The sequence below is a fragment of the Pseudomonas cremoricolorata genome, from assembly GCF_000759535.1.
In the GTDB taxonomy this organism is placed as follows: Bacteria; Pseudomonadota; Gammaproteobacteria; order Pseudomonadales; family Pseudomonadaceae; genus Aquipseudomonas; species Aquipseudomonas cremoricolorata_A.
Genome location: NZ_CP009455.1, coordinates 3971223 through 3994128 on the forward strand (window position 1 = coordinate 3971223; position 22906 = coordinate 3994128).

The following is a 22906-nucleotide window of genomic DNA, read 5'->3' on the forward strand; positions in this document are numbered from 1 at the left end:
CGCACAGTGTACGAAGAGTTGCAGTGCCGCGCGATGGCTGGCCGTGATTATTGCGCCGCGTGCCGCCACCAGCCGGGAAACATCTGCTGCACCCGCGGCTCGGCGAAGCGCTCATCGATCAGCAGCAGCACGCCGCGATCACCATCGCCGCGAATCACCCGCCCGGCGGCCTGGATCACCTTGCGCACCCCTGGGTAGAGATAGGCATAGTCGTACCCCGCCCCGTACTGCCGGCCCAGGCGCTGCTTGAACTGCTCGTTCACCGGGTTGACCTGGGGCAGGCCAAGGGTGGCGACGAAGGCCCCGATCAGCCGTGTGCCGGGCAGATCGACGCCTTCGGCAAACGCGCCGCCGAGCACCGCGAACCCCACGCCGCGGCCATCGGCGACGAAGCGCGCCAGAAAGGCCTCGCGGGCCGCTTCATCCATGCCGGCAGCCTGCGACCAGCTGGGAATCTGCCCATGGCAGCGGCCCAGTTCGCCGGCCACCTGTTGCAGGTATTCGAAGCTGCTGAAGAACGCCAGGTAATTGCCCGGCTGGCGCTGGTACTGCTCGGCGATCAGCGCCACGATCGGTGCCACCGAGGCCTGGCGCTGGTGATAGCGGGTCGACACGTCGCTGACGATACGCACTTGCAACTGTTCGGCCCGAAACGGCGCCTGCACTTCCAGCCAGGCGGTGTCCTTGGGCATGCCCAGCAGGTCGCGGTAGAACTGCTGCGGACCCAGGGTCGCGGAGAACAGCGTGACGCTGCGCGCCGCCTGCATACGCGGCCCGAGCAACCGCGCCGGCACTACATTACGCAGGCACAGCGTGGCCAGCCGGCGCTTGCGCGGGCCCTGGCGCTGGGTGATGTCGAACAGGTAATGCTCGTCGAACAGCTCGGCCACACGGCTGAACTGCAGGGCCTGGAAATAGAACTGCAACAGCGGCCCGTCGACCTGGGTCGGGGTTTGTTCGAGGCGCTCCTGCATGTGGCCGATGAACTGCTGCACCGCACCGACGAACGCCTCGGGCACCCGGTCGCTGGCCTGGTACGGCGCCACCTGCGCCTTGTACAGCGCGTTCCACTGCCGGTTGAGCCGGTCGAGCACGCTGCCCAGGCCCTCGAGCTTGCGCTGACGCAAGGCCAGCAACTGCCCCTGATCGAAGCTTGCGCTGTACATCTGCCGGCCGCGCTCGACCAGGTTGTGCGCCTCGTCCACCAGCACCGCTACCCGCCACTGGTTGGCCTGGGCCAGGCCGAACAGCAGCGCGTGGGCGTCGAAGTAATAGTTGTAGTCGGCGACCACCACATCGACCCAACGGGCCATTTCCTGGGCCAGGTAGTACGGGCACACCTGATGCGCCAGTGCGACCTCGCGCAACCCGGCCTGGTCGAGCAACTGACGTTGCCCGGCCGCCTGGCGCGCGGCGGGCAGGCGATCGTAGAAGCCCCTGGCCAACGGGCAGGATTCGCCGTGGCAGGCGCTGTCTGGGTGTTCGCAGGCCTTGTCGCGGGCGATCAGCTCGAGGGTTCGCAGCGCCGGCTGGCCACTGCCCTGCTCGATCTGCTGCAAGGTATCGAGGGCCAACTTGCGCCCAGGAGTCTTGGCAGTGAGGAAAAACACTTTATCCAGGCGCTGCGGCACCATCGCCTTGAGCAGCGGAAACAGCGTGCCAAGGGTCTTGCCGATGCCGGTGCTGGCCTGGGCCAGCAGGCAACGGCCCGTGCTGACGGCCTTGTACAGCGTCTCGGCGAGCTGGCGTTGACCCTGGCGAAACTGCGGGTAGGGAAAGCTCAGCGCCTGCAAGCCCTCGTCGCGTGTGGCCAGGCGCTGCTCCTGGGCCTGCGCCCAGGCGATGAAACGCTGACATTGCAGCTCGAAGAAGCCCTGCAAGGCGTCGGCCTGATACGACTCGCTGATCAACGTCTGGCGCTGGCTGTCGATGTCCAGGTAAACCAGCGTCACCTCGATGCTGGGCAATCCACGGCTCTGGCACAGCAGCCAGGCGTACACCTTGGCCTGCGCCCAGTGCAATTGGCGGTGGTTGTCTGGCTGACGTGAGAGGTCGCCGCGATGGGTCTTGATCTCTTCCAGGCGATTGCGCGCAGGATCATAGCCGTCGGCGCGGCCTCGTACCTTGAGCCCCCGGTACTCGCCCGACAGCGCCACCTCGGCCTCATAACCTGCGCCGCGCCCGGCCACCACGCGGCGATGGCCTTCGATGCCCTGCTCGGCGCTGGGCGATGGCGTGAAGCGCAGGTCGAGGTCACCGACCTTGGCACTGAACTCGCACAGCGCCCGCACGGCCACGCTGTAGCTCATGCCGCCTCGCGCCAGCGCACATGGCAGACCTGCACCGGCAGACCGTGTTGCTCGCAGAAGGCCAGCCAGCGCAGTTGGTTGTCCTGCAACCGGTCGCCGGGGCCTTTGACCTCGATCATTCGATAGCCACCCTGCTGCGGCCAGAACTGGATGAGGTCGGGCATGCCAGTGCGGTTGTTGCGGATGTCCTGCAGCAAGCGCAGAAAGCACGCCTGCAGGTGCGCCGCTGGCAGGCAATGCAATGCCTGCTCCAGCAAGGCGGGTGTCAGCACCTGCCAGATCACGAACGGCGACTGCAGGCCGAACTTGCTCTGGAAGCGCTCGTTGATCACCTGGCGATAGCTGCCATCGGCCAACTGCGCCAGGCAGCGATCGAACTGGACCTGACGGCGGCTCATGAAGTCGGCATCGTGCAGATCTTGCGGGGCGCTCTGGAACGGGTGGAAGAACGCGCCGGGAATCGGTGCGAACACCGCCTCCCAGCACAACAGCCCGAACAGGCTGTTGAGCAAGGTGTTTTCCACGTAGTGAACTTCGCCGCCTTCTTGCAACAGGTGCTCACGCACCGCGCGCTCGACGCCCAGGGTAGCCAGCTCGCGAGGCAGTTCAAGTTCGAGGGTCTGCACTGCGCGGGCGCGGCGGCGCGTTTGCGGCGGCCCGCCCAGCTTGCGCGCCAGGCGCGGCAGCATGCGCTCGCAGGCCTGCACTTCCAGGGCATTGCGCGGCGCCGCAGCGATCTGCTGGGCCAGCCTATGGGCCGCCTGCCACTGCTCGCTGCGCTCATGCACGCGCACCTGGCGGATGCGCGCCTCGGCGTGGGCGCAATCCTGGTACACCGCCAGCGCCAGCGACCAATCGGCCTGGCGCTCGCACTGCCGGCCAACCTGGAACAGCAGGCGCGAGCGGCGCCGTTCAAGCCAGGGGTTGTCGGCGCTCAGGCCCTCCAGTGTGGCGAGGATTTCAGCGGGCGGCTGGCCCTGTTCAAGTTGCTCGGCGCAGTGGTGCAAGGCCATCGCCAGGACCACTTCACTGCGCTGGCGCAAGGCTCGCGATTCACTGCAGAACGCCACCTGCTCGAAGCGCAGCAAGCCCAGGTCGGCGAGGACGAATTCGGACCAGTCCTGGTACAGATTGCCGAAGAACAGCAGACGCAAGCGGTCGCACAGCGCTTGCAGGCGCCAGTGCAGGATACTGATGGGGCACTGCGGCCACCACTGCGCCAACGGCCGTGGCGCAAGTTGCAGCTCGCTCAGTTGCGCCAGCAGTTGCGACTTGGCCACTTTGGGCTGGCGTAGCATGGCGCAAAAGCCCTCTGCCAGTTCTTCTTTGCGCAGAACTGCGGCGAGCTGCTCGATGCTCAGGCTCGGCTGTTCACATACCCAGCCCTGCTCCAGCAGTGGCAACAGGGCACTGCGGGTGTCGCCGATTTCGGCGTAGTCGAGGCGATCACTGCGAAACAACTCGCCCTTGCGCATGACCATGCGTACCAGCAATGCCTGGGACGGCTCGGCGAGGTGGTGGAAGTCGTGAATGAAGCGCTGCTCGTGCTCATCGAGCAGGTCGGCGTAGCGCGACCCTACCCAGGCGAGCACCTGGCGGAAGTTGTGCAGGTAATAGAGCGGGTCTTGAACAGAATGGGCGATCACGATGCAAGGCCGGGCAAAACGGAAACGGGCACTGTTTATACATACAGATCAGCCGTTCCTGCAAGGGCCGTAGGTCGGTTCGCCATTGCCGTCCCAGGCGCCGGAATGACGCCTGAACGCAGCCACCGTCACTTGGGCTCAGGCTCGGCCGCTTTCTTCTCGGGGAACACTAGGCTGGCGAGAATGCCGATCACCAGAGTCACCATCACTACCAGCAGGCTGGTGTTCGGCTCGATGACATAACCGTGGTGGAACAGGTGATCGGTCGCGTTGAGCGCCAGCTTGACGGCAATGAAGAACAGCAGCGCGATGACCGCTTTTTCCAGATGAATCAGGTAGCGTTTGAGCGCCTCGAGCACGAAGTACATGGTACGCAGCCCGAGGATGGCGAACAGCATGGCCGAATAGACGATCAGCGGCTCGCGGCTGACGGCGATCACCGCTGGCACCGAGTCGAAGGCGAACAGGATGTCCGACACCTCGGCCACCACCAGACACAGAAACAGCGGCGTGGCGAACAGGCCGCCCTTGGCCGCCAGGGTCATGCCCTGGTGTTCCGGCTTGAGCAATTCGGCCTCGAGGGTCTTGCGGCGTACGAAGAAGTGGTTGCCGTACAGCTTCGGCCACACCGGGAACAGCTTCTTGGCGAAGCGGTAGGCGATGTGTTTGGAATAATCCACCTCTTCTTCGTCGTCACCGCCTGAGCGCAGCATCATGATCGCCGTCCAGGCGACGATCACCGCGAACGCCACCTCGACCCATGGACCGAACGCCAGCAGCCCGGTGCCGATGGCCACGAAGATTCCGCGAAACACGATGGCGCCCATGATGCCCCAGTACAGGACCCTGTGACGCAGGCCCTCGGGCACCTTGAACCAGGCAAAGATCGCCATGAACACGAACAGGTTGTCGACGCTCAGCACTTTTTCCAGGGCGTAGCCGGTGACGAACAGGCTGGCTACCTGCGGGCCGTGCTGGTAGTACAGAAAACCGGCGAAGCCCAGCGAGACGACGATCCAGAACACCGACCACAACGAGGCCTTGAGCAAGGTGACCGGCTTGTCCCCTCGGTGCGTGGCGATGTCCAGCAGCAAGGCGCCCAGCGCGATGCCAATGAAAACCGTCATGGTCACAGGGGGAAAACCGAGAGGGGAGGCTTGCATGGGCATGTACCTTCAAGTTCGACAATCAGCCGGCTGCTGCAACCGGTGGAAATCAGTGCCTGGACTGCTGGTCGTGCGGGGTCTCGCTGCGCAAGGTGCCGGTGACCGGATTGGACAGCGCCTCGTCCTCGCGCAGGCGCGCCACGATGCGCTCGACCTTCAGCCGCCCACGCTTCCAGCGTGGGTGAAAATGCCGCCAGTGCGGCTCGTGGGCGGCGGCCAGCAGCTCGTGGTCGCCACGGGTGTCGCCCCACGCGCGCAGCCGATAGTTGTCCAGCGAGCCATACACCGCTTCGAGGCGCAGTACCTTGTTTTCGCAGCGGCAGTTGCTGCCGCTGATGGCACCGGTCAGGCGGCCATCGACCACTTCCAGTTCGGTGGCAATGAGCTTGATGCCGAGCTTGTCGGCGAACGGTGTCAACACCAGCCGCGGCGAGGCTGAACAGATGGTCACGTGCGCGCCGCTGTCGACCTCGGCAGCCACCGAGCGTACCCCGGACGAACGCATCAGGCGCTTCCAGTACGCGCGCTGGAATTCCACCGCCTTGCGCTGCACCCACTGCTCTTCGACGCCCGTCAGAAAGGTGGCGATCAAGGCAGCCTTGAGCTCATCGCGGGTCAGGCCTTTGCCGATGTACCGCAGGCAATCGGGCAGCATGCGCAGGGCGCGCACGGCGAAGGCACGTTTGCCGAAGGCGAACAGCAAGAAGGGGACAAAGCTGTCGCGGTGGGTCAAGGTGCCATCGAAGTCGAACACTGACAGAACTTCTGCGTCTGCAGGGCCCGCCTCCATCATTTCCTGGGTCATCAAGCGACCTCCGCTATACGTACTCATTCTGCGATCCCGCGCTGGGCGGGCCTCACTCCATGCCCTGGGGCGTTTTTCCGTTTTCGCCACTCGGTGGCAACACATGCGCCGGCTGTCACAGGCCGCGCAGGATGCTGCAACCTGTCGGCGTCTGGCCCATCAGCGTGGGCGAACCTTCGAATACGGGTGACAGCACGTCACCGGGCGAGTTCGCCCGCGCCTCGCAGGTGCGCCCACCTAGCCTGGACCAGCCGCCGGGAGTATGGACCGAGTCGGCCAACCCTGCCGGGTCTGCTGACTACCGATGTCCGTACACGTATTGCCTGATGTGACGCCAGCGCCGCGGCACCTTAGACGGTTTGCGCCCATCGTGCAGCCCCTTTTTCCTTTTGCCCCTGCCCACGGCCGGCGCGCGACCGGCTCGGGTGTGGCGTTAGCCGGTGGCCTGCATGCGCAAAGCCGCATCACGTCGCATCAGCTGCTGCGACAGGCGCAGGGTCCGTTCATCCAGGCGCAGCGCGTACAGCCCACGCATCATGATCAGCGAAAGCCCGCTGACGCCGACCAGCCAACGCACCACCGAAGCCGGGCACGGTTGGCCCTGCAAGGCGCTGTGCAGGTACGGCAAGGCGACCGCCATGTTCGGATGACAATGCTCAACGAAGGCTTCCAGTCGGCGGCCACGATCGATGAAAGGATTGAACAGCAGGCACGCCATCTGCCGATCCGCCACACCGTAACCGCGCAGAAGTCGCTGTTCTGCGTCTTCGCGCAGGGCTTGCGGGGTCAGCCGGAGTGATTGCCCGCGTCCCAGGTGATGGGTCCGCGGGGCCGAGCGCAGGGTCTGTGGATAGCGGTCCCCGCCAAGGTAATGCGCCTGTAGTCCAAGGACATGCCCCGACAGATGCGGATCTTTGAACGCCTGCAGTCCAGGCGCGGCACAAGGAGCGTCTTCGCCCAGGCCGAGCATTCGGTCTAGACGATCGGTACGACCCAGGTGCTGCAACAATTCGTCGAGGTCGAGCAATTGCAGTGCATGGGCGCAGGCATGTTTGGCCCCAGGTCCGGCAACGCGCGCCGCCGGGCCAGGCAAACGACTCAGATGGGCATGCAGACGCGCCACCGCATCGACCCAGGCGGCGATGCAGTTGGGCAGTGGTGGCTGCTCGGGATCGGCCAGGCGCAGGCAACGCCGCCCCCAGGCCAGCAGGCGCCGGCGTTGGCTGGCCGGCATGGCCATGACCACCACGCAGTCGTGCTCTTCACAGCGCAATACAGGCGCGCAGGCGTGGGCCAGTTGCAGCCACAGGCGACTGCCAAGCAGGCTGTGCAGTGGGTTACCGGGCAGATGCCCGGACAATAGCCAGGCCTTGCGGTTGAGTGTGTCCGCCGGTTCAGCGAGCAACCATTGCACGTCGAACGGCCTGGCACCTTCGGCTCGCGCCACCAGCAGCTCGACGCGCGGATCGCTGTGCAGCAGCAACGCATTGAAGCAACGCTCATGGCTGATCAGCTCGGCCGCGCCGGCGCCAGGTTGGGCGACCACCACGACACGCAGTTGGAACGTCTGCGCCGAGCGCTGGGCAATGCTCAGTTGAGCTGCCCGCAGGCAGGCCAGCAAATGCGCACTGGGGCGGTCCGGGCCGTGCAGCAGCACCAGGCGGAAGCGCCCAATCGACTGCGCGCCGCCGGCCGCCACCAGCAGGCGCTGGATCAACAACTGCAGCGAGGCGCGCTGCGCCTGCGCCATCTGCTCGAGCAAACGCTCGAGCACCTGGCGATAAATCGCCTGCATGGCTTGTTCGTGCATGTCACTCATTGCCCTCCCCCTCCCTGAATCCCTCAGGCTTGCGACCCTGTCCTGTTCTTCCCCCGCACGTGCTGAACAGGGGAAGCATTTCCTGCGCGACAACGGTAGACAGTCACTGAGGCAGTTGGCGATGAGGCTTTCTTCCCACGTTCTGTAGGGGAATTTTTGCTGAGCTGTAGGACGTTTCAGGAGAAGGATGTGAGCGAGGCCCGCCTACACGGGTGTAGGCGGTACAGGCCGTGTCTTGCAGGAAGGAGCGTGGCGTTTCAGTGCGGCTCGGCTGAGGTCATCTCCAGCACCACCCGCCCACCACAAGGACAGGCATCCATATGCCGGTGCGCCTCGACCACCTGCTCGAAGGGGTAGACCTTGATGATCTGTGGAGTCAGCCTGCGCTCGGCGGTGAACCGGTTGATATCGATCAGCGCCCGTTGCAGCGCAGCCTGGTCCTGGTCGATACCCAGCTCCGGCTTGCCGGTGAAGTTGCTCACGCAGTGCAGGTGGAACTGAATGTTCTTCTTGAATGCCGCGCAGGCCGGGAATGGCGTCTGGTTGCCGCCTTGCAGGCCATACAGCACCAGGCTGCCGCGCGGTGCCAGGACGTCGCCGAGCATGGACATCTGCGGCCCGCCCATGCCATCGAGCACCATGTCCACGCCACGTCCGCCGGTGTACTTGCTGACCTGCAGCAGCAAGTCCTGCTCTTCGGTGACGATCACCTTGTCGGCACCCAGTTGCAGCAAGTACTCACGCTGTTCGGGCTCCTTGGTGGCGGCGAACACCTGCAGGCCCAGCGCCTTGCCGAGCTGTACGAAGGCCGGGCCGGCACAGTGGCTGGCATCGGTGACCAGCGCGCTTTGCCCAGGTTTGGCCCGGGCCAGGTCGATATAGGCGAAGTAGGCGATCAGCAGCGGCGTGTAGTGCACGCTGGCCTCGACCGGGCTGAGCACCTCAGGGTAGCGGGTCAGGGCGCTGCGCGGCAGCACGATGACATCGCCATAGACCGGATGGTCGTTGGGGCTGGTGGCCGGAAAGCTGGCGACCCGATCACCGATCGCCAGATCCTCGACGCCCTCGCCCAGGGCGGTGACCACCCCAGCCATTTCATGGCCAATCCCCGACGGCAGGCGCACCTGCGAAGGGGCCAGGTCTTGCCGCCAGAGCACGTCGTACCAACTGATGCCGATCGCCTCGACCCGGACCTGCACCTCGCCACTGGCCGGGCTCGGCTCGGGCCGTTCCTCGCAGCGCAGCACGTCGGCGGCGCCGAACTTGTGGAAACGGATGATGCGCGACATCGCCTACCTCACCTTTGTGAATCTCGTATGACCACGGACTTTATCCGGGCTTGAACCTGGCAGCCATCAGTGGCCATTGATAGTCGACATGCCTGTCATCGATTGATTCGCCTGGCATTGCCGATGCACAGGCCGGAAAACGATGCAGGGTAACAGCCTTTGCCCGTAAGATTCACCCTGCCCCAGCCCCAGGCAATAGGCCCTTTTCGATGAACCGCAACGACTTGCGCCGTGTAGACCTCAACCTGCTGATCGTGTTCGAAACCCTGATGCATGAACGCAGCGTCACCCGTGCCGCGGAAAAACTGTTTCTCGGCCAGCCGGCCATCAGCGCCGCCCTGGCACGCCTGCGCAACCTGTTCGACGACCCACTGTTCGTGCGCACCGGGCGCAGCATGGAGCCCTCGACCCGGGCTCAGGAAATCTTTGCCCTGCTCTCGCCGGCGCTGGATTCGATTTCCACCGCCGTCAGCCGCGCCGCCGAGTTCGATCCGGCCACCAGCACCGCGGTGTTTCGCATCGGCCTGTCGGACGACGCCGAATTCGCCCTGCTGCCGCAACTGCTCAAGCGCATCCGCGCCGAAGCACCGGGCATCGTGCTGGTGGTGCGCAGGGTCAACTACCTGCTGATGCCGACGCTACTGTCCTCCGGCGAGATCTCCGTGGGCGTGAGCTACACCAGCGACCTGCCGGCCAACGCCAAGCGCAAGCTGCTAAGGCGCAGCACCGCCAAGCTGCTGCGCGCCGACAGCATTCCCGGCGCCATCAGCCTCGACGACTTCTGCAAACGCCCACATGCCCTGGTGTCATTCGCAGGCGACCTCTCAGGCTTCATCGACGACGCCCTCGCCGAACTCGGGCGCACGCGGCACGTAGTGCTCGCCGTTCCGCAGTTCAACGGCCTGGGCAGCCTGTTGTCGGGCACCGACATCATCGCCACCGTCCCCGACTACACCGCCGAAGCCCTCACCGCCGCCGGCGGCCTGCGCGCCGAAGACCCACCCCTGCCGCTGCAGAGCTTCGAACTGCACATGGCCTGGCGTGGGGCGCAGGATAACGACCCGGGAGAGCGCTGGTTGCGGTCGCGGATTCAGATGTTTTTTGGGGATCCGGATAGCCTTTGATCGCTCGACCCGCTAAATCGCTGCACAGACGACACTGAGCACTTAAGCGCCCCAGTCCCAACACCGAGCTTTTGCGTTCTGCTCGTAGTCGACTCTGCTATCGTGACGCCCCTGGCCACCCTGAAAGCAACCCACAATGAAGCCATGGAAGATGCTGGCGATCACCGCACTGGTGCTGGCTGGCAACCCTGTCATTGCCAATGAAAATGCCAAACCCTCCGATAAGTTGACGCTGTACACCACATTCGGGCCGTTTCTATCCTCGGCGTGGTCCACGGGGATGACGGACGACTGGCAACAGCAACTCAGAACCGTCAAGTCCGATGCCTTGGCGTTCATCGGTTCGGACGGGAGATACGTGGCGCGCAGTTCGAACAGGCATCGCGGCGCTACCGTTCGAGCTATGAACCGCCTTTGATGAACGACCTGCAGCTTGCCCAGGCGATCGCTGCATCCTTCTGACTCCAGAATGTACTGGGCAACAGGTACCCTTTTCGCCGGTTCGGATAGCCTTTCGCTTGTCCAAGGACACTGACCAGCCCAGCCCTAACGGAACCCTCCATGCTTTTCATCATCATGCTCGGCGGGCGCCACCCGCGCGCCAGTATCGAAGTTCACGACGTGCTGTTCGCACAGGCCGACTCGCTGCAAGACACCTACCCGCAACTGCGTGCTGGCTGGTTTGGCAGTACCAAGGGCTTGCACATCGATTCATGGCTGGAAGTGTCGGGCGTCGAGGGCTATCGGGTCGAGTTCAGCGATGCCAGCCCGGCGCCGGGCGCGCCGCGGCTGTTCTTTCTCAACCTGGGCGGCTACGAGCGTGGGGTGTTTGGCGAGGCGCATCGCTATCTGCTGGTGGTCGCGGCAGACAAGGCCGAGGCCAAGCGTATCGGGCGCCAGCGCATGGTGCGCGGCTGGCTGAAGCCGCACACCGATGCGGTCATCGATGTCGATGATTGCCTGCCGGTCGATCGCATCGACGGGCGCTATGTACACCTGCTCGAGGGCGAGCATGGCGGCATCGTGCAGCGCAGTGACTACCTGCTGATCTGATCCCGGCCGATGGCCGTCCGTCGCCTAAGTGGCGCATCCACTCCAACACTCGCTGGCCAGGCTCTTCGAACAGGTATCAACGTATCCAACCTGCAGGAGCCAGACCATGCGCCAATACCCCAAACCGCCCTTTCCGTCGCAACCGCAGAGCGTGCCAGGCTCGCAGCGCAAGATGGAGCCCTACCCAGATTGCGGCGAGCAGTCCTACACCGGCCATGGCCGGCTGCAAGGCAAGATCGCGCTGATCACTGGTGCCGACAGTGGCATCGGTCGTGCCGTGGCGATCGCCTACGCCCGTGAAGGCGCCGATGTGGCCATCGCCTACCTCGATGAACATGAAGATGCCCAGGAGACCGCGCGCTGGGTCGAGGCTGCCGGACGTCAGTGCCTGCTGCTGCCGGGTGACCTGGCGCACAAGCAGCACTGCTACGACATCGTCGACAAGACCGTCGCCGAGTTCGGCCGTATCGACATCCTGGTCAACAACGCCGCGTTCCAGATGGCGCACCAGCACTTCGACGAGATTAGCGACGACGAGTGGCTGATGACCTTCGACGTCAACATCACGGCGATCTTCCGCATCTGCCAACGCGCCTTGCCGTCGATGCCCAAAGGCAGCTCGATCATCAACACCAGCTCGGTCAACTCCGACGATCCTTCCCCGCAGTTGCTGGCCTACGCCACCACCAAAGGGGCGATTGCCAACTTCACCGCAGGTCTTGCCCAGTTGTTGGGCGACAAAGGCATCCGCGTCAACAGCGTCGCCCCCGGCCCGATCTGGACCCCGTTGATTCCTGCAACCATGCCCGATGAAGCGGTGAAGAACTTCGGCGCCGCCTACCCCATGGGCCGCCCCGGCCAGCCGGTGGAAGTGGCACCGATCTATGTGCTGTTGGGGTCGGATGAGGCGAGTTATATTTCTGGGTCGCGCTATGCGGTGACGGGGGGCAAGCCTATTTTGTAGCCGGAGCAGTCGCCAGCCCACAACGCCGGCGCCTAGCCCCTGACCTGCTGCGCTGACAACGGCACGTCGAACACTTTGTCGAAGGCCCACTGAAACACGAATGCATAGACGAAGAAGAAGGCGAACAGTGCCAGGTTGGTCAGCAGCGCCTGCCACAGGCTGATGCTCAGCCAGTAGGCCACCAGCGGCAGCAGCAGCAAAACCAGGCCGCCTTCGAAGCCCAAGGCGTGGAGAAAGCGCCGCCAGAGGGTGCGGCGGCGTTGCTTGCGGCCAGACTCCCAGCGTTCGAAGGCCCAGTTGAAGGCCATGTTCCAGCTCAGGGCCACGCCCGACATGATCAAGGAGAGCGCGGTGGACTGGGCCATGCCGGCATCGAACAGCCAGGCCAGCGCCGGGGCAACGCAGGCGACGGCGATCGCCTCATAGAGGATGGCCTGGACGATCTTGCGCGGTGTGCCTTGCATGGCAGGCTCCAGAGTCGGTGGGAAATGCGCATCAGCGCTGCAGGGTACGGCTTCTCGGCGTAGTCCGCCATGTCGCCTGCAGGCGCGGCTAGCGCCGAGGGTTGAGTGCGTCGAGGTGCCAGTACTGGGCATGCAACTGCTCGGCGAGCTGCTGGGCGCGACCGAGGCGTACCGGAGTGCGCTCCATGTCCACCAGTACGCTGTCACACGGCAGCGGTGCCAGGGCCTGCCAGCGTTGCAGACGACCGTCGGTGAACACCAGGCAACGCTGCATCTCGTGCGGATGCTGGTTGGCGCGGCGCAGCAGCCATTGCCGCGCCTCGGCGAGTGCGGCCAGCAACGGCGTGCCGCCGCCGGCACCGAGTTGCTGCAACCAGGGTTGCAACGCCGCAGAGGCCTTCAGGCCGTGACGCTGCCATTGCGGGATACGCCCGCTGGCGGTGAGCAGCGCCAGACGCGCGCGACGCCGATAGGCCTGGTCGAACACCTCGGCCAGCACGCCTTTGCAGGCTGCCAGCGCGCCGTGCCGTCGGGTCGAGGCGGACGCATCGACGATCACCAGCCACAGCTCCGGCGCCTGGCCGCGGCGCTGTTGCCAGCACAAATCGCCGCGTACGCGCGGGCGGCCCTTGAGCAGGGTCGGCAACCACGCCACGCGTCCGCTGGCACTGGATTGGGCGCGGCCACGGCTGGCGCCAGGGCGCCGTCCATCACCGGGCCTGGCATCCACCAGCGAAGCTGCCGGCTGGGGGATGCTCAGGGCTTTTTTGCCCAGTTCGGCACCTCGCGCCGCTCGCCGCTGGTAACCGCCTGTGGCGGCAGTGCGCCCCAGTCGCCTGCAGCGTCTTGATGATTATCTGGGCGGCGAGCATCGCCCTGGGGCGGTGGCGGTGGAGGCGGTGCCGACGCGGGCTCGCGCCGACGATGGCGCAAGGCGAACTCGGCCACCGCATCGATATCTTCCTGCTCGATGTGCCGCGCACCGCGCCAGGCGGCGTGGGCACGGGCGGCGCGCAGCCAGACCAGGTCTGCGCGCATGCCGTCGACCCCAGCAGCGAAGCACTGCGCGGTGATGCTCTCGAGTGCTGCGTCATCCAGAGGTATCGCGCCCAGCGCCGCGCGCGCGGCCTGGCAGCGCTCGCGCAGGGCAAGCTGGGCCGGCTGCCACTGGGCGATGAAGCCCTGCGGATCGGCATCGAAGGCCAGACGCCGGCGGATGATCTGCTGACGCGCCTCGGGGGCAGGCAGGCCGTCGAGCAGCACGTTGAGGCCGAAACGGTCGAGCAGTTGCGGGCGCAACTCGCCTTCTTCCGGATTCATGGTGCCGATCAGCACGAAGCGCGCCGCGTGCTGATGGGAGATGCCGTCACGTTCGACACGGTTGACCCCACTGGCAGCCACGTCCAGCAGCAAGTCCACCAAGGCATCGGGCAGCAGGTTCACTTCATCGACATACAGCACGCCACCATCGGCCTGCGCCAGCACACCCGGCGAGAACTGCGCCCTGCCCTCGCCCAGCGCTGCGTCCAGATCCAGCGTGCCGACCAGACGCTCTTCAGTGGCGCCCAGCGGCAGCGTGACGAACGGGGCGTCGTCGAGCAACGCGGCCAGGCCGCGGGCCAGGGTGCTTTTGGCCATGCCGCGCGGGCCTTCGATGAGCACGCCGCCGATCTGCGGGTCAATGGCGGTGAGGCACAGCGCCAGCTTCAGGTCATCGGCGCCGACCACGGCGGCCAGGGGAAATTGCACAGGTTGGGTCATGTCAGGCGTCTTCCTCGCCGTCGAGCAAATGGGATTCGAGGGCTTCGCGGTACGCACCCGGCTCGCCCCACAGGCCGCGCTGCTGGGCTTCGAGCAGGCGTTCGGTGAGGTCGCGCAGGGCGTCTGGGTTGTGCTCACGCATGAAGTCGCGGGTGGCGGGGTCGAGCACGTAGGCATCGGCCAGGCCCTGGTAGTGATGATCGTCGATCAAGTGGGTGGTGGCGTCGAAGGCGAACAGGTTATCGACGGTTGCCGCCAGCTCGAACGCGCCCTTGTAGCCGTGGCGTTTCACGCCGTCGATCCACTTGGGGTTGAGCGCGCGGGCACGGACCACCCGGTTCAGCTCTTCCTTGAGGGTGCGGATGCGCGGTCGGTCGGCCTGGCTGTGGTCACCGTGGTAGCTGGCGCGTGGCGCGTCGGCCAAGGTTTCTGCGGCAGCCAGCATGCCACCCTGGAACTGGTAATAGTCGTTGGAATCGAGCAGGTCATGCTCGTGGTTGTCCTGGTTCTGCAACACCGCCTGCACCTGGCTCAGGCGCTGGGCGAACTGGGCGCGCGCAGGTGTCCCCTCATCGCCGGCGCCGTAGGCGTAGCCGCCGTGGTTGAGGTAGACCTCGGCAAGATCTGCGCGATCCTGCCACAGGCGCCCGTTGATGGCGTTCTGCACACCCGCGCCATAGCTGCCCGGCTTGGCGCCGAACACGCGCCAACCGGCCTGGCGCGCAGCCTGCTCGGCCTCGACACCCTGCGCCAGCAAGGCACTGCGCTCGGCGCGTACCCGGGCTGCCAGCGGGTTGATGTCGTCTGGCTCATCGAGCGCGGCCACCGCCTGCACCGCGGCATCGAACAGGCGAATCAGCCCGCCAAAGGCATCACGGAAAAAGCCCGATACGCGCAAGGTCACATCCACCCGCGGCCGATCGAGCACACTCACCGGCAGGATTTCGAAATCATCGACGCGCTGCGAGCCACTGGCCCACACCGGACGCACGCCCATCAGCGCCATGGCCTGGGCGATGTCGTCGCCGCCGGTGCGCATGGTGGCCGTGCCCCACACCGACAGGCCCAACTGGCGCAGGTGATCGCCGTGGTCTTGCAGGTGACGCTCGAGAATCAGGCTGGCGGAGGCAAAACCCAGGCGCCAGGCGGTCGGGGTTGGCAGGTTGCGCACATCGACGGTGTAGAAGTTGCGCCCCGTGGGCAGCACATCGAGGCGCCCGCGGCTGGGTGCGCCGCTGGGCCCTGCGGGGACGAAGCGCCCGCTCAAGGCGGCGAGCAAACCGTTCAGTTCAGCGTCGCCGCAGCGGTCCAGATCAGGGGCGACGTGCTCGACCAAACCACCCAGCACTTCAGCCAGGGGCTGCCAGGCGGCTTGATCGGGCAGCTGCAAGCTGCCCGCCAGGGCCTGCTCGATCAACGCCAGCGCATACTGTTCCAGCCGCTCGCGGGTATCGCCACAGGTGCGCCAGGAGCCCTCGCCATAAGGCTTCAAGCACTCAGGGTGCGGACCCTGCCACGGCGCGCCAAGGTCGCAGTCGAGCGGATCGAAGCCCAGCGCCAGGGCCTTGCTCAGCGCCCGCACCAGGCTGGCATTGGCGCCCTTGCCATCACCGCGCTCGACCCGCAGCAGCGCCAGCAAGGTGTCGCGGCGCAGGCGCCCGTGCGGCGACTCACCGAACACATGCAGGCCGTCGCGTATCTGCGATTCCTTCAGGTCGCACAGGTAGGTGTCCAGGCGCGGCAGCCACAGCGCGGCGTCATCCAACTGGCCTTCGAGCTGCAATTCGCGGTCGATGTGGTTGGCCTTGATCAGTTCGAGGATGTCACGCTGCAGTTCGCGCGCCCGGCGTGGGTCGAGCAGTTGCGCGTCGTAGTATTCGTCGGCCAGTTGCTCCAGATGGCGCAGCGGCCCGTAGGTTTCGGCGCGAGTCAGCGGCGGCATCAGGTGGTCGATGATCACCGCCTGGGTGCGGCGCTTGGCCTGGGCGCCCTCGCCCGGGTCGTTGACGATGAACGGGTAGACGTTGGGCAACGGCCCGAGCAACGCATCCGGCCAGCACTGCGCCGAGAGCCCCACGCCTTTGCCCGGCAGCCACTCCAGGTTGCCGTGCTTGCCCACGTGCACCAGCGCATCGGCACCGTAGGCATGGCGCAACCAGAAATAGAACGCCAGGTAGCCATGCGGCGGCACCAGGTCGGGGTCGTGGTACACCGCGCTGGCGTCGAGCTGATAACCGCGTGCCGGCTGGATACCGACGAAGGTCAGGCCAAAGCGCAGCCCGGCGATCATCATCCGCCCACTGCGAAACATCGGGTCGTGTTCAGGCGAGCCCCAACGTTGCAACACCGCCTGGCGGTTGCTTTCCGGCAACTGGGCGAATGCGCGCTGGTAGTCGTCAAGGCTCAGGCTCTGCGCGCAGGGGCGCTGGTCGAGCTGCTCAAGATCGTTGGTGACGCCGCCCAGCAACTGCTGAATCAAGGCGGTGCCGCTTTCAGGCAGCGCGTCAAGCGGATAGCCCTGCTGTTGCAGGGCACGAAGAATGTTCAGCGCAGCGCCCGGGGTGTCGAGGCCGACGCCATTGCCGATGCGTCCGTCGCGGGTCGGGTAGTTGGCCAGCACCAGGGCCACGCGTTTCTGCCCGTTGGGCAGGCGCGCCAGGTTGACCCAGCGCCGCGCCAGCTCGGCGACGAAATCCATGCGCTCGGGGTGCGCACGGTAGCAGACCACATCGGCCTGACTGCGCTCGCTGCGCCAGGCCAGGTCCTTGAAGCTGATCGGCCGGCTGATGATGCGCCCGTCCAGTTCCGGCAGCACGATGTGCATGGCCAGGTCGCGCGCACCGAGGCCCTGCTCGCTCTGCTCCCAGGCAGGCTGGTTGTCTTGCGCGCAGATGGCCTGCAACACCGGCACGTCACGGCGCAGCGGGCGCAGGTTGGGGCGCTCCGGGCTGGACAGGGCAAAACCTGTGGTGTTGACCACCACTTCAGCTTCGACCTCGTCCATCCAGGCTTGCACCTGCTCAAGGCAGGCGGCATCTTTTAGGCTGGCAACGGCGATGGGCAGCGGGTTGAGCCCAGCGGCACGCATCCGCGCGCAGAACTGGTCGATGAACCCGGTATTGGCCGCTTGCAGGTGCGAGCGATAGAACAGCAGCGGCGCCACTGGGAAGTCGACCTGCCAGTCGGCGTACCAGTCGGCCAGGCCGGCATTGGCGATGCGCGGATGATAGACGCTGGTGCGCGGCAAGGGCTCGGGCTCATGCCAGGCGTAATCGCGGCCCAGCCAGGTGCTGGCGATGCAGTTGAACAGGTTCAGCGCATTGGCCTTGCCGCCCTGGCGTAGGTAGTGCCAGAGCCGCTCGGCGCGGGCGTCGCGCACGCTGCCCAGGTCGGTCAGCTCGGGGTCGGGACGGTCATCGCCGGGCACCAGAATCAGCTGTACCCCGCGCGCGGCCAGCTCGACCAGTTGCTCGACACCATAGCGCCAGTAGCCGACGCCGCCGTGCAGCGACAGCAGGATGACCTTGGCGTGACGCAGCACCTCATCGACGTACAGGTCGACCGAGGCGTGGTTCTGCACCTGCATCGGGTTGGCCAGGCGCACGCTGGGGAAATCCGCCGGCAACTGCTCGGCGGTTTCGGCCAGCAGCGCCAGGTGCGAATCACCGCTGCACAGAATCACCAGCTCGGCTGGGGTCTGGCCCAGGTCGGCGATGCTATCGTCGGGTACGAAGCCGCCGGGCTGGGTGCGCAGCAGGTGCATCGATCAGGCGCCCAGGGCCTGGCGCAGGCGCGCTTCGAGCACCGCGGCGTCGAGGTCCTGGCCGATCAGCACCAGGCGCGTGATGCGCGCTTCATCGCTGCGCCATGGGCGGTCGAAGTGCTTGTCGAAGCGGCTGCCAACGCCCTGGATGAGCAGGCGCATGGGTTTGCCGGGCACTGCCGCGAAGCCCTTGGCGCGCAGGATGCCGAACTCGGCCACCAACTGGCCCAGCGCATCGAGCAGCAGGCGCTCGTCGGCTTCGGGCAGGTCGAGGGAAATCGAATCGAAGGCGTCGTGGTCGTGGTCGTCGTGCTCGCCGTCTTCGTCGTGGTGCGAATCGTGGTGGGTGCGGCGGCCATCGATGTGCACCTCCGACTCGGCGCCAAGACCCAGCAGCACCTCCAGCGGCAGACGACCGCTGCTGGCTTCGATCACTTTCACCGCAGGCGGCAGTTCTTCCTGCACCTCGGCGCGGACCTTGGCCAGGCCCTCGGCGTCGATCAGGTCAGCCTTGTTCAGCACCACCAGGTCAGCACTGGCCAACTGGTCGGCAAACAGCTCGTGCAGCGGCGATTCGTGGTCCAGATTTGGGTCGAGCTTGCGCTGGGCGTCGACCTGGTCGGGGTAGGCGGCGAAGGTGCCGGCGGCGACCGCCGGGCTGTCGACCACGGTAATCACCGCATCGACGGTGCAGGCATTGCGAATTTCCGGCCACTGGAACGCTTGCACCAAAGGTTTGGGCAAGGCCAGGCCACTGGTTTCGATGAGGATGTGGTCCAGGTCGCCCCGGCGCGCCACCAACTCGCGCATCACCGGGAAGAACTCTTCCTGCACCGTGCAGCACAGGCAGCCGTTGGCCAGTTCATAGACCCGGCCGGTGGCCTCCTCTTCGCTGCAGCCGATGCTGCATTGCTTGAGGATGTCACCGTCGATACCCAGCTCACCGAACTCGTTGACGATCACCGCGATCCGCCGGCCCTGGGCATTGTCGAGCATGTGCCGCAGCAACGTGGTTTTCCCCGAGCCGAGGAAGCCGGTGACGATGGTAACGGGGAGCTTGGCCAGTGTTTTCATGGATCGGTGCCCTTGGCAGGATGGCGCGGGCATGCGGGACGATCGCCTGCGGCCAGGCTGGCCGAGCGTGCTCGCCACCGGATCACCCCGCCCGGTTGATAGTCGAAAGCCGTCCGAGGCAGGTCTCCTGGCTTGCACCGGGCTCATCAAGAGCTTGGACATCGACGCCTTCCCGCAGCTGCGCAGTGGCCGTGTCGATGTGCTTCGGTGCTTACAGTTGCGGGGGCAGCCGCGGCCTTTACCGCGTTCCCGTCTTAGCTCGGATGGGCAAAGACAGCCACCCGAGAACCTCGAAGCGGCAAGGCTACGCAGTGCCTGCCAGACGGTCAACCGCTGGCGGTGATTGACGGGAAATACGCCCCATGATTTGCTAGCGCACTTACGTTCAGGTGCCCCTTGTATTGGGGTGAAACGGGAAACCGGTGCGTCCGTGCTGCCCAGGCAGACAGGACAAGGCCGGTGCTGCCCCCGCAACGGTAAGCGAGCCAGGCGTCTTGACCACTGGGCCACTGCAACGGCCTGGGAAGGACGATGCCACGCACTGGAAGCCCTGCTTCCGCTCGCCAGCCCGGAGACCGGCCTGATGCGTCGATCTACACCCCGCGGTGGGCGGGCGCTGTCGTCTGCCTCAGTGCCGTCCGGTGCTGGGGCGTTCGCGCGTGGCCTGCCTTCGAAGAGTCTGTCTTTCAGTCAGCAGAGGAACGCGTCATGCCCATCACCAGCGCCAAACCTACCCTGGTCACCCCCACCACCCTGAGCCAGCGCATCACGGTCGCCCTCGGCGCCAGCCTGCTGGGCCTGTGCCTGGTGTACTTCGCCGGCTTCTCGCACATCGAAGCGGTGCACAACGCCGCCCACGACACCCGCCACAGCGCCGCCTTCCCCTGCCACTGAGACCGCCGCCATGATCACTCGTATCGCCCGCACCGCCGGGTTCAGTGGCCTGCTCGCCGCGCTGCTGCTGACTGCGCTGCAAAGCCTGTGGGTCAGCCCGCTGATTCTCCAGGCCGAAACCTTCGAGGTCGCCGAACCGGTGGCCACGCAGCACGAACACCCCGAGGGCGCCGCTACTCACGAACACAGCGCCGAAGCCTGGGCGCCGCAAGACGGCTGGCAGCGGGTACTGTCGACCACAGGCGGCAACCTGGTGGTCGCGGTCGGTTTCGCCCTGATGCTGGCCGCGCTCTATAGCCTGCGCGAGCCGAACAGGGTTGCCACCGGCGCGCTGTGGGGGTTGGCTGGCTTTGCCGTGTTCTGCCTGGCACCGACCCTGGGCTTGCCGCCGGAATTGCCGGGCACTGCCGCCGCCGATCTGGGGCAGCGACAGACCTGGTGGATCGCCACCGCCGCTGCTACCGCAGCAGGCCTGGGCTTGATGGTCTTCGCCCGCTCGTGGCTGTTCAAGCTGCTCGGCGCTGCCTTGCTGGTAGCGCCGCATGTGGTCGGCGCACCGCAACCGGAAATGCACGCAAGCTTGGCCCCCGAGGCCCTGGAGGCACAGTTCAAGCTCGCTTCATGGCTGACCAACGCCGCCTTCTGGCTGGCCCTGGGGCTGCTCAGCGCCTGGTTGTACCGGCGCGGCGCGCGTGCCTGACATGCCCGCTGAGCCGGCGCTGTATGCCGGCTTCGGCTGTCAACGCGGCTGCTCGGTGCAGGCGCTGTCGGCGCTGCTGCACGACACCTTGCACCAGCAGGGTCTGGCGGTTGCCTCGCTCAAGGCCATCGCCAGCATCGACCTGAAGGCTGCTGAACCGGGACTTGTAGCGCTGGCCGCGCAGCTGGGTCTACCGCTGCTGACCTTCGATGCCGCCACGTTGAACGGGGTCGTCGTCCAGCTTAGCCAACGCTCGGCCAGCGCCTTCGCCCACACCGGCTGCTGGGGTGTGGCCGAGAGCGCCGCGCTGGTGGCCGCCACCTGCGCCGAAGGGTCAGCGCGCCTGTGGGTCGAGCGGCGTGTCGCAGGCAAGGCTACCCTTGCGCTGGCTGGACGCGGATAATCGCGCCCTTTCGACCCGCAGCAAGGACTTTTCATGACGGTCTATTTCATCGGTGCCGGCCCTGGCGACCCGGAGCTGATCACGGTCAAGGGCCAGCGCCTGATCCGTCAGTGCCCGGTGATCATCTACGCAGGCTCGCTGGTTCCAGCGGCGGTGCTTGAAGGGCACCAGGCGCTGCAGGTGCTCAACAGCGCCGAGATGAACCTCGAACAGATCATCGAGGCCATCGACCACGCGCACCGCCAAGGCCAGGACGTGGCTCGCGTGCACAGCGGCGATCCGAGCCTGTATGGTGCCATCGGCGAACAGATCGCCAGGCTGCGCCTGCTCGACATTCCTTACCAGATCATTCCCGGTGTGACCGCCACCGCGGCCAGTGCCGCACTGCTGGGCTGCGAACTCACCCTGCCCGGCGTCGCGCAAACGGTCATCCTCACCCGCTACGGCGACAGCTCACCCATGCCTGCGGGTGAACAACTGGCCGATCTGGCCCGGCATGGCTGCACCCTGGCGATCCACTTGGGCGTCAGGCATCTGCCGCAAATCGTCACCCAGTTGCTGCCGCATTACGGTGCCCGGTGCCCGGTGGCAGTGGTGCACCGTGCCACCTGGCCCGACCAGGACTGGGTGCTGGGTACGCTCGAAGATATCGCCGACCTCACCAACGCCAAGGGCTTTCGGCGTACTGCGCTGATCCTGGTCGGTCCAGTGCTGGGCGATGCGCCGTTCTCCGAGTCGGCACTTTACCGCGCCAGCCACGCCCACCTGTATCGCCCCTGAGCCGCAACGCTCACCCGTTGCACCTCGCCTGCACTGCCGGGAAGGCGCCTTCCATCGTCTCCCCTGCGTAGGACGTCAGGCGTCGCCTAGACTGCACTCATCACCTTCGCTTGTAGGATTTTTCGTCAGATCATCAAGGCTTTTTCAACACTTCTCTGTCCGCCATTACTAAGCCGCCAGATTCGACGTATGGTGCGCGTCCTCTGCTGAGGCAGCGACGTGTTCCTGGGTGATTTCAGGAAACGGACCACCTTTCCGACAGGAGTTTTCCCATGACAAGCGTACTGGTAGTCGATGACCACGCTGCCATTCGATTTGCCGTAAGCATGTTGCTCGAGAACCAGCATTTCGACCTGGTCGGCACCGCCAGCGACGGCATGCAGGCGGTTGAAATGGCTCGCAAACTGCACCCCGACGTTGTCATCCTCGATATCGGCCTGCCACGCCTGGACGGTATGGAGGTGATCAAGCGCCTGCAACTGCTCGAGCCCGCCCCCAAGATCATGGTCCTCACCGGCCAACCTGCCGATCTCTACGTGCGGCGCTGTCTGGACGCCGGCATCTCGGCTTTCGTCAACAAGGACGAAGACCTCGACTCGCTGATCTTCGCCCTCAAGGCCCTGGTCAAAGGCTATTCGACCTTCCCGCAGATGGCCGTCAACAGCAGCTCGCTGGAAAGCGAGTCGGCGCGCCTGGCGAGCCTGTCGAACCGTGAGGTGGAAGTGCTGCGTCGCCTCACCCGCGGCGAAAGCAACAAGTTCATCGGGGAAAAGATGAACCTCAGCGCCAAGACCATCAGCACCTACCGCGGACGCATCATGGACAAGCTCAAGACCGAGTCGCTGGTGGAGATGGTCGACCTAGCCAAACGCAACCAAGTGAACTGAGCACC

The 22906-nt window shown here is 65.7% G+C and carries 19 protein-coding genes, 1 pseudogene and 2 riboswitches; of the genes and pseudogenes, 9 read left to right on the plus strand and 11 right to left on the minus strand.

Features of this window, described 5'->3' with window-relative positions; genetic code table 11:
- Positions 1–47: 47 nt before the first annotated feature.
- From LK03_RS18025 to LK03_RS18050, 6 genes are all read right to left on the minus strand, one after another.
- A complete protein-coding gene (locus LK03_RS18025; RefSeq protein WP_038413805.1) occupies positions 48–2309 on the minus strand; it encodes an ATP-dependent DNA helicase in 2262 nt (753 codons plus the stop codon).
- Positions 2306–3955, minus strand: coding sequence for a VRR-NUC domain-containing protein (locus LK03_RS18030; RefSeq protein WP_038413807.1), 1650 nt, complete (start codon positions 3953–3955; stop codon positions 2306–2308). Before LK03_RS18030 ends, LK03_RS18025 begins: the two co-directional genes overlap by 4 nt.
- A gap of 128 nt (positions 3956–4083) precedes the next feature.
- Positions 4084–5118, minus strand: coding sequence for a TerC/Alx family metal homeostasis membrane protein (locus LK03_RS18035; protein ID WP_038413813.1), 1035 nt, complete (start codon positions 5116–5118; stop codon positions 4084–4086).
- A gap of 52 nt (positions 5119–5170) precedes the next feature.
- Positions 5171–5926: an HAD-IB family hydrolase gene (locus LK03_RS18040; RefSeq protein ID WP_049870550.1), complete on the minus strand. Its 756-nt coding sequence runs from the start codon at positions 5924–5926 to the stop codon at positions 5171–5173.
- Positions 5927–6359: 433 nt separating this feature from the next.
- Positions 6360–7745 carry a hypothetical protein gene (locus LK03_RS18045; protein WP_038413815.1) on the minus strand — a complete coding sequence of 462 codons (1386 nt, stop codon included), beginning with the start codon at positions 7743–7745 and terminating at the stop codon, positions 6360–6362.
- Positions 7746–8002: 257 nt separating this feature from the next.
- Positions 8003–9034, minus strand: a complete 1032-nt coding sequence (locus LK03_RS18050; protein ID WP_038413817.1) for a zinc-dependent alcohol dehydrogenase family protein — start codon at positions 9032–9034, stop codon at positions 8003–8005.
- Positions 9035–9243: 209 nt separating this feature from the next.
- On the opposite strand from LK03_RS18050, the gene LK03_RS18055 reads away from it, so the two are divergent.
- The 4 genes and pseudogenes from LK03_RS18055 (at position 9244) to LK03_RS18070 (ending at position 12175) form a co-directional block, all read left to right on the plus strand.
- A complete protein-coding gene (locus LK03_RS18055; RefSeq protein WP_028694161.1) occupies positions 9244–10158 on the plus strand; it encodes a LysR family transcriptional regulator in 915 nt (304 codons plus the stop codon).
- A 136-nt stretch (positions 10159–10294) separates the two neighbouring features.
- Positions 10295–10620: pseudogene (locus LK03_RS22935) on the plus strand (DUF2388 domain-containing protein).
- A 99-nt stretch (positions 10621–10719) separates the two neighbouring features.
- Complete coding sequence (locus tag LK03_RS18065; RefSeq protein WP_038413818.1) at positions 10720–11211, plus strand: DUF1543 domain-containing protein; 492 nt, start codon at positions 10720–10722, stop codon at positions 11209–11211.
- A gap of 106 nt (positions 11212–11317) precedes the next feature.
- Positions 11318–12175: an SDR family oxidoreductase gene (locus LK03_RS18070; RefSeq protein ID WP_038413821.1), complete on the plus strand. Its 858-nt coding sequence runs from the start codon at positions 11318–11320 to the stop codon at positions 12173–12175.
- 32 nt (positions 12176–12207) lie between these two features.
- Here the strand turns inward: LK03_RS18070 and LK03_RS18075 are convergent, their stop codons facing one another.
- The 5 genes from LK03_RS18075 to cobW form a co-directional block, all read right to left on the minus strand.
- Positions 12208–12639, minus strand: coding sequence for a PACE efflux transporter (locus LK03_RS18075; RefSeq protein ID WP_038413823.1), 432 nt, complete (start codon positions 12637–12639; stop codon positions 12208–12210).
- Between the two features lie 88 nt (positions 12640–12727).
- Entirely contained in the window at positions 12728–13294 is a 567-nt protein-coding gene (locus LK03_RS18080) for a vWA domain-containing protein (RefSeq protein WP_038414817.1), read from the minus strand.
- A gap of 101 nt (positions 13295–13395) precedes the next feature.
- Positions 13396–14400, minus strand: a complete 1005-nt coding sequence (locus tag LK03_RS18085; RefSeq protein ID WP_038413825.1) for an ATP-binding protein — start codon at positions 14398–14400, stop codon at positions 13396–13398.
- A gap of 1 nt (position 14401) precedes the next feature.
- A complete protein-coding gene (gene cobN, locus LK03_RS18090) occupies positions 14402–18163 on the minus strand; it encodes a cobaltochelatase subunit CobN (protein WP_038413827.1) in 3762 nt (1253 codons plus the stop codon).
- A gap of 3 nt (positions 18164–18166) precedes the next feature.
- A complete protein-coding gene (gene cobW / locus LK03_RS18095; RefSeq protein WP_038413829.1) occupies positions 18167–19237 on the minus strand; it encodes a cobalamin biosynthesis protein CobW in 1071 nt (356 codons plus the stop codon).
- 100 nt (positions 19238–19337) lie between these two features.
- Positions 19338–19545, minus strand: a riboswitch (cobalamin riboswitch).
- 62 nt (positions 19546–19607) lie between these two features.
- A riboswitch (cobalamin riboswitch) is annotated at positions 19608–19835 on the plus strand.
- A 110-nt stretch (positions 19836–19945) separates the two neighbouring features.
- On the opposite strand from cobW, the gene LK03_RS18100 reads away from it, so the two are divergent.
- The 5 genes from LK03_RS18100 (at position 19946) to LK03_RS18120 (ending at position 22901) form a co-directional block, all read left to right on the plus strand.
- Positions 19946–20131: a CbtB domain-containing protein gene (locus LK03_RS18100; RefSeq protein ID WP_038413831.1), complete on the plus strand. Its 186-nt coding sequence runs from the start codon at positions 19946–19948 to the stop codon at positions 20129–20131.
- Positions 20132–20141: 10 nt separating this feature from the next.
- Positions 20142–20831, plus strand: a complete 690-nt coding sequence (locus LK03_RS18105; RefSeq protein ID WP_038413834.1) for a CbtA family protein — start codon at positions 20142–20144, stop codon at positions 20829–20831.
- A gap of 1 nt (position 20832) precedes the next feature.
- The gene (locus tag LK03_RS18110; RefSeq protein WP_038413836.1) at positions 20833–21234 is read left to right on the plus strand and encodes a cobalamin biosynthesis protein; all 402 of its coding nucleotides are present in this window, start codon (positions 20833–20835) and stop codon (positions 21232–21234) included.
- 33 nt (positions 21235–21267) lie between these two features.
- Complete coding sequence (gene cobM, locus LK03_RS18115) at positions 21268–22014, plus strand: precorrin-4 C(11)-methyltransferase (protein ID WP_038413838.1); 747 nt, start codon at positions 21268–21270, stop codon at positions 22012–22014.
- 272 nt (positions 22015–22286) lie between these two features.
- Positions 22287–22901, plus strand: coding sequence for a response regulator transcription factor (locus tag LK03_RS18120; protein ID WP_038413840.1), 615 nt, complete (start codon positions 22287–22289; stop codon positions 22899–22901).
- Positions 22902–22906 lie beyond the last annotated feature (5 nt).

What these genes read in the sequence shown, in the direction of transcription:
- LK03_RS18120 (WP_038413840.1), top strand. Translation starts at nt 22,287, where the DNA reads ATGACAAGCGTACTGGTAGTCGATGACCACGCTGCCATTCGATTTGCC.
- LK03_RS18105 (WP_038413834.1), top strand. Translation starts at nt 20,142, where the DNA reads ATGATCACTCGTATCGCCCGCACCGCCGGGTTCAGTGGCCTGCTCGCC.
- cobN (WP_038413827.1), bottom strand. Translation starts at nt 18,163, where the DNA reads ATGCACCTGCTGCGCACCCAGCCCGGCGGCTTCGTACCCGACGATAGC.
- LK03_RS18085 (WP_038413825.1), bottom strand. Translation starts at nt 14,400, where the DNA reads ATGACCCAACCTGTGCAATTTCCCCTGGCCGCCGTGGTCGGCGCCGAT.
- LK03_RS18040 (WP_049870550.1), bottom strand. Translation starts at nt 5,926, where the DNA reads ATGACCCAGGAAATGATGGAGGCGGGCCCTGCAGACGCAGAAGTTCTG.
- LK03_RS18100 (WP_038413831.1), top strand. Translation starts at nt 19,946, where the DNA reads ATGCCCATCACCAGCGCCAAACCTACCCTGGTCACCCCCACCACCCTG.
- LK03_RS18055 (WP_028694161.1), top strand. Translation starts at nt 9,244, where the DNA reads ATGAACCGCAACGACTTGCGCCGTGTAGACCTCAACCTGCTGATCGTG.
- LK03_RS18025 (WP_038413805.1), bottom strand. Translation starts at nt 2,309, where the DNA reads ATGAGCTACAGCGTGGCCGTGCGGGCGCTGTGCGAGTTCAGTGCCAAG.
- LK03_RS18035 (WP_038413813.1), bottom strand. Translation starts at nt 5,118, where the DNA reads ATGCAAGCCTCCCCTCTCGGTTTTCCCCCTGTGACCATGACGGTTTTC.
- LK03_RS18045 (WP_038413815.1), bottom strand. Translation starts at nt 7,745, where the DNA reads ATGAGTGACATGCACGAACAAGCCATGCAGGCGATTTATCGCCAGGTG.
- cobW (WP_038413829.1), bottom strand. Translation starts at nt 19,237, where the DNA reads ATGAAAACACTGGCCAAGCTCCCCGTTACCATCGTCACCGGCTTCCTC.
- cobM (WP_038413838.1), top strand. Translation starts at nt 21,268, where the DNA reads ATGACGGTCTATTTCATCGGTGCCGGCCCTGGCGACCCGGAGCTGATC.
- LK03_RS18070 (WP_038413821.1), top strand. Translation starts at nt 11,318, where the DNA reads ATGCGCCAATACCCCAAACCGCCCTTTCCGTCGCAACCGCAGAGCGTG.
- LK03_RS18110 (WP_038413836.1), top strand. Translation starts at nt 20,833, where the DNA reads ATGCCCGCTGAGCCGGCGCTGTATGCCGGCTTCGGCTGTCAACGCGGC.
- LK03_RS18075 (WP_038413823.1), bottom strand. Translation starts at nt 12,639, where the DNA reads ATGCAAGGCACACCGCGCAAGATCGTCCAGGCCATCCTCTATGAGGCG.
- LK03_RS18065 (WP_038413818.1), top strand. Translation starts at nt 10,720, where the DNA reads ATGCTTTTCATCATCATGCTCGGCGGGCGCCACCCGCGCGCCAGTATC.
- LK03_RS18050 (WP_038413817.1), bottom strand. Translation starts at nt 9,034, where the DNA reads ATGTCGCGCATCATCCGTTTCCACAAGTTCGGCGCCGCCGACGTGCTG.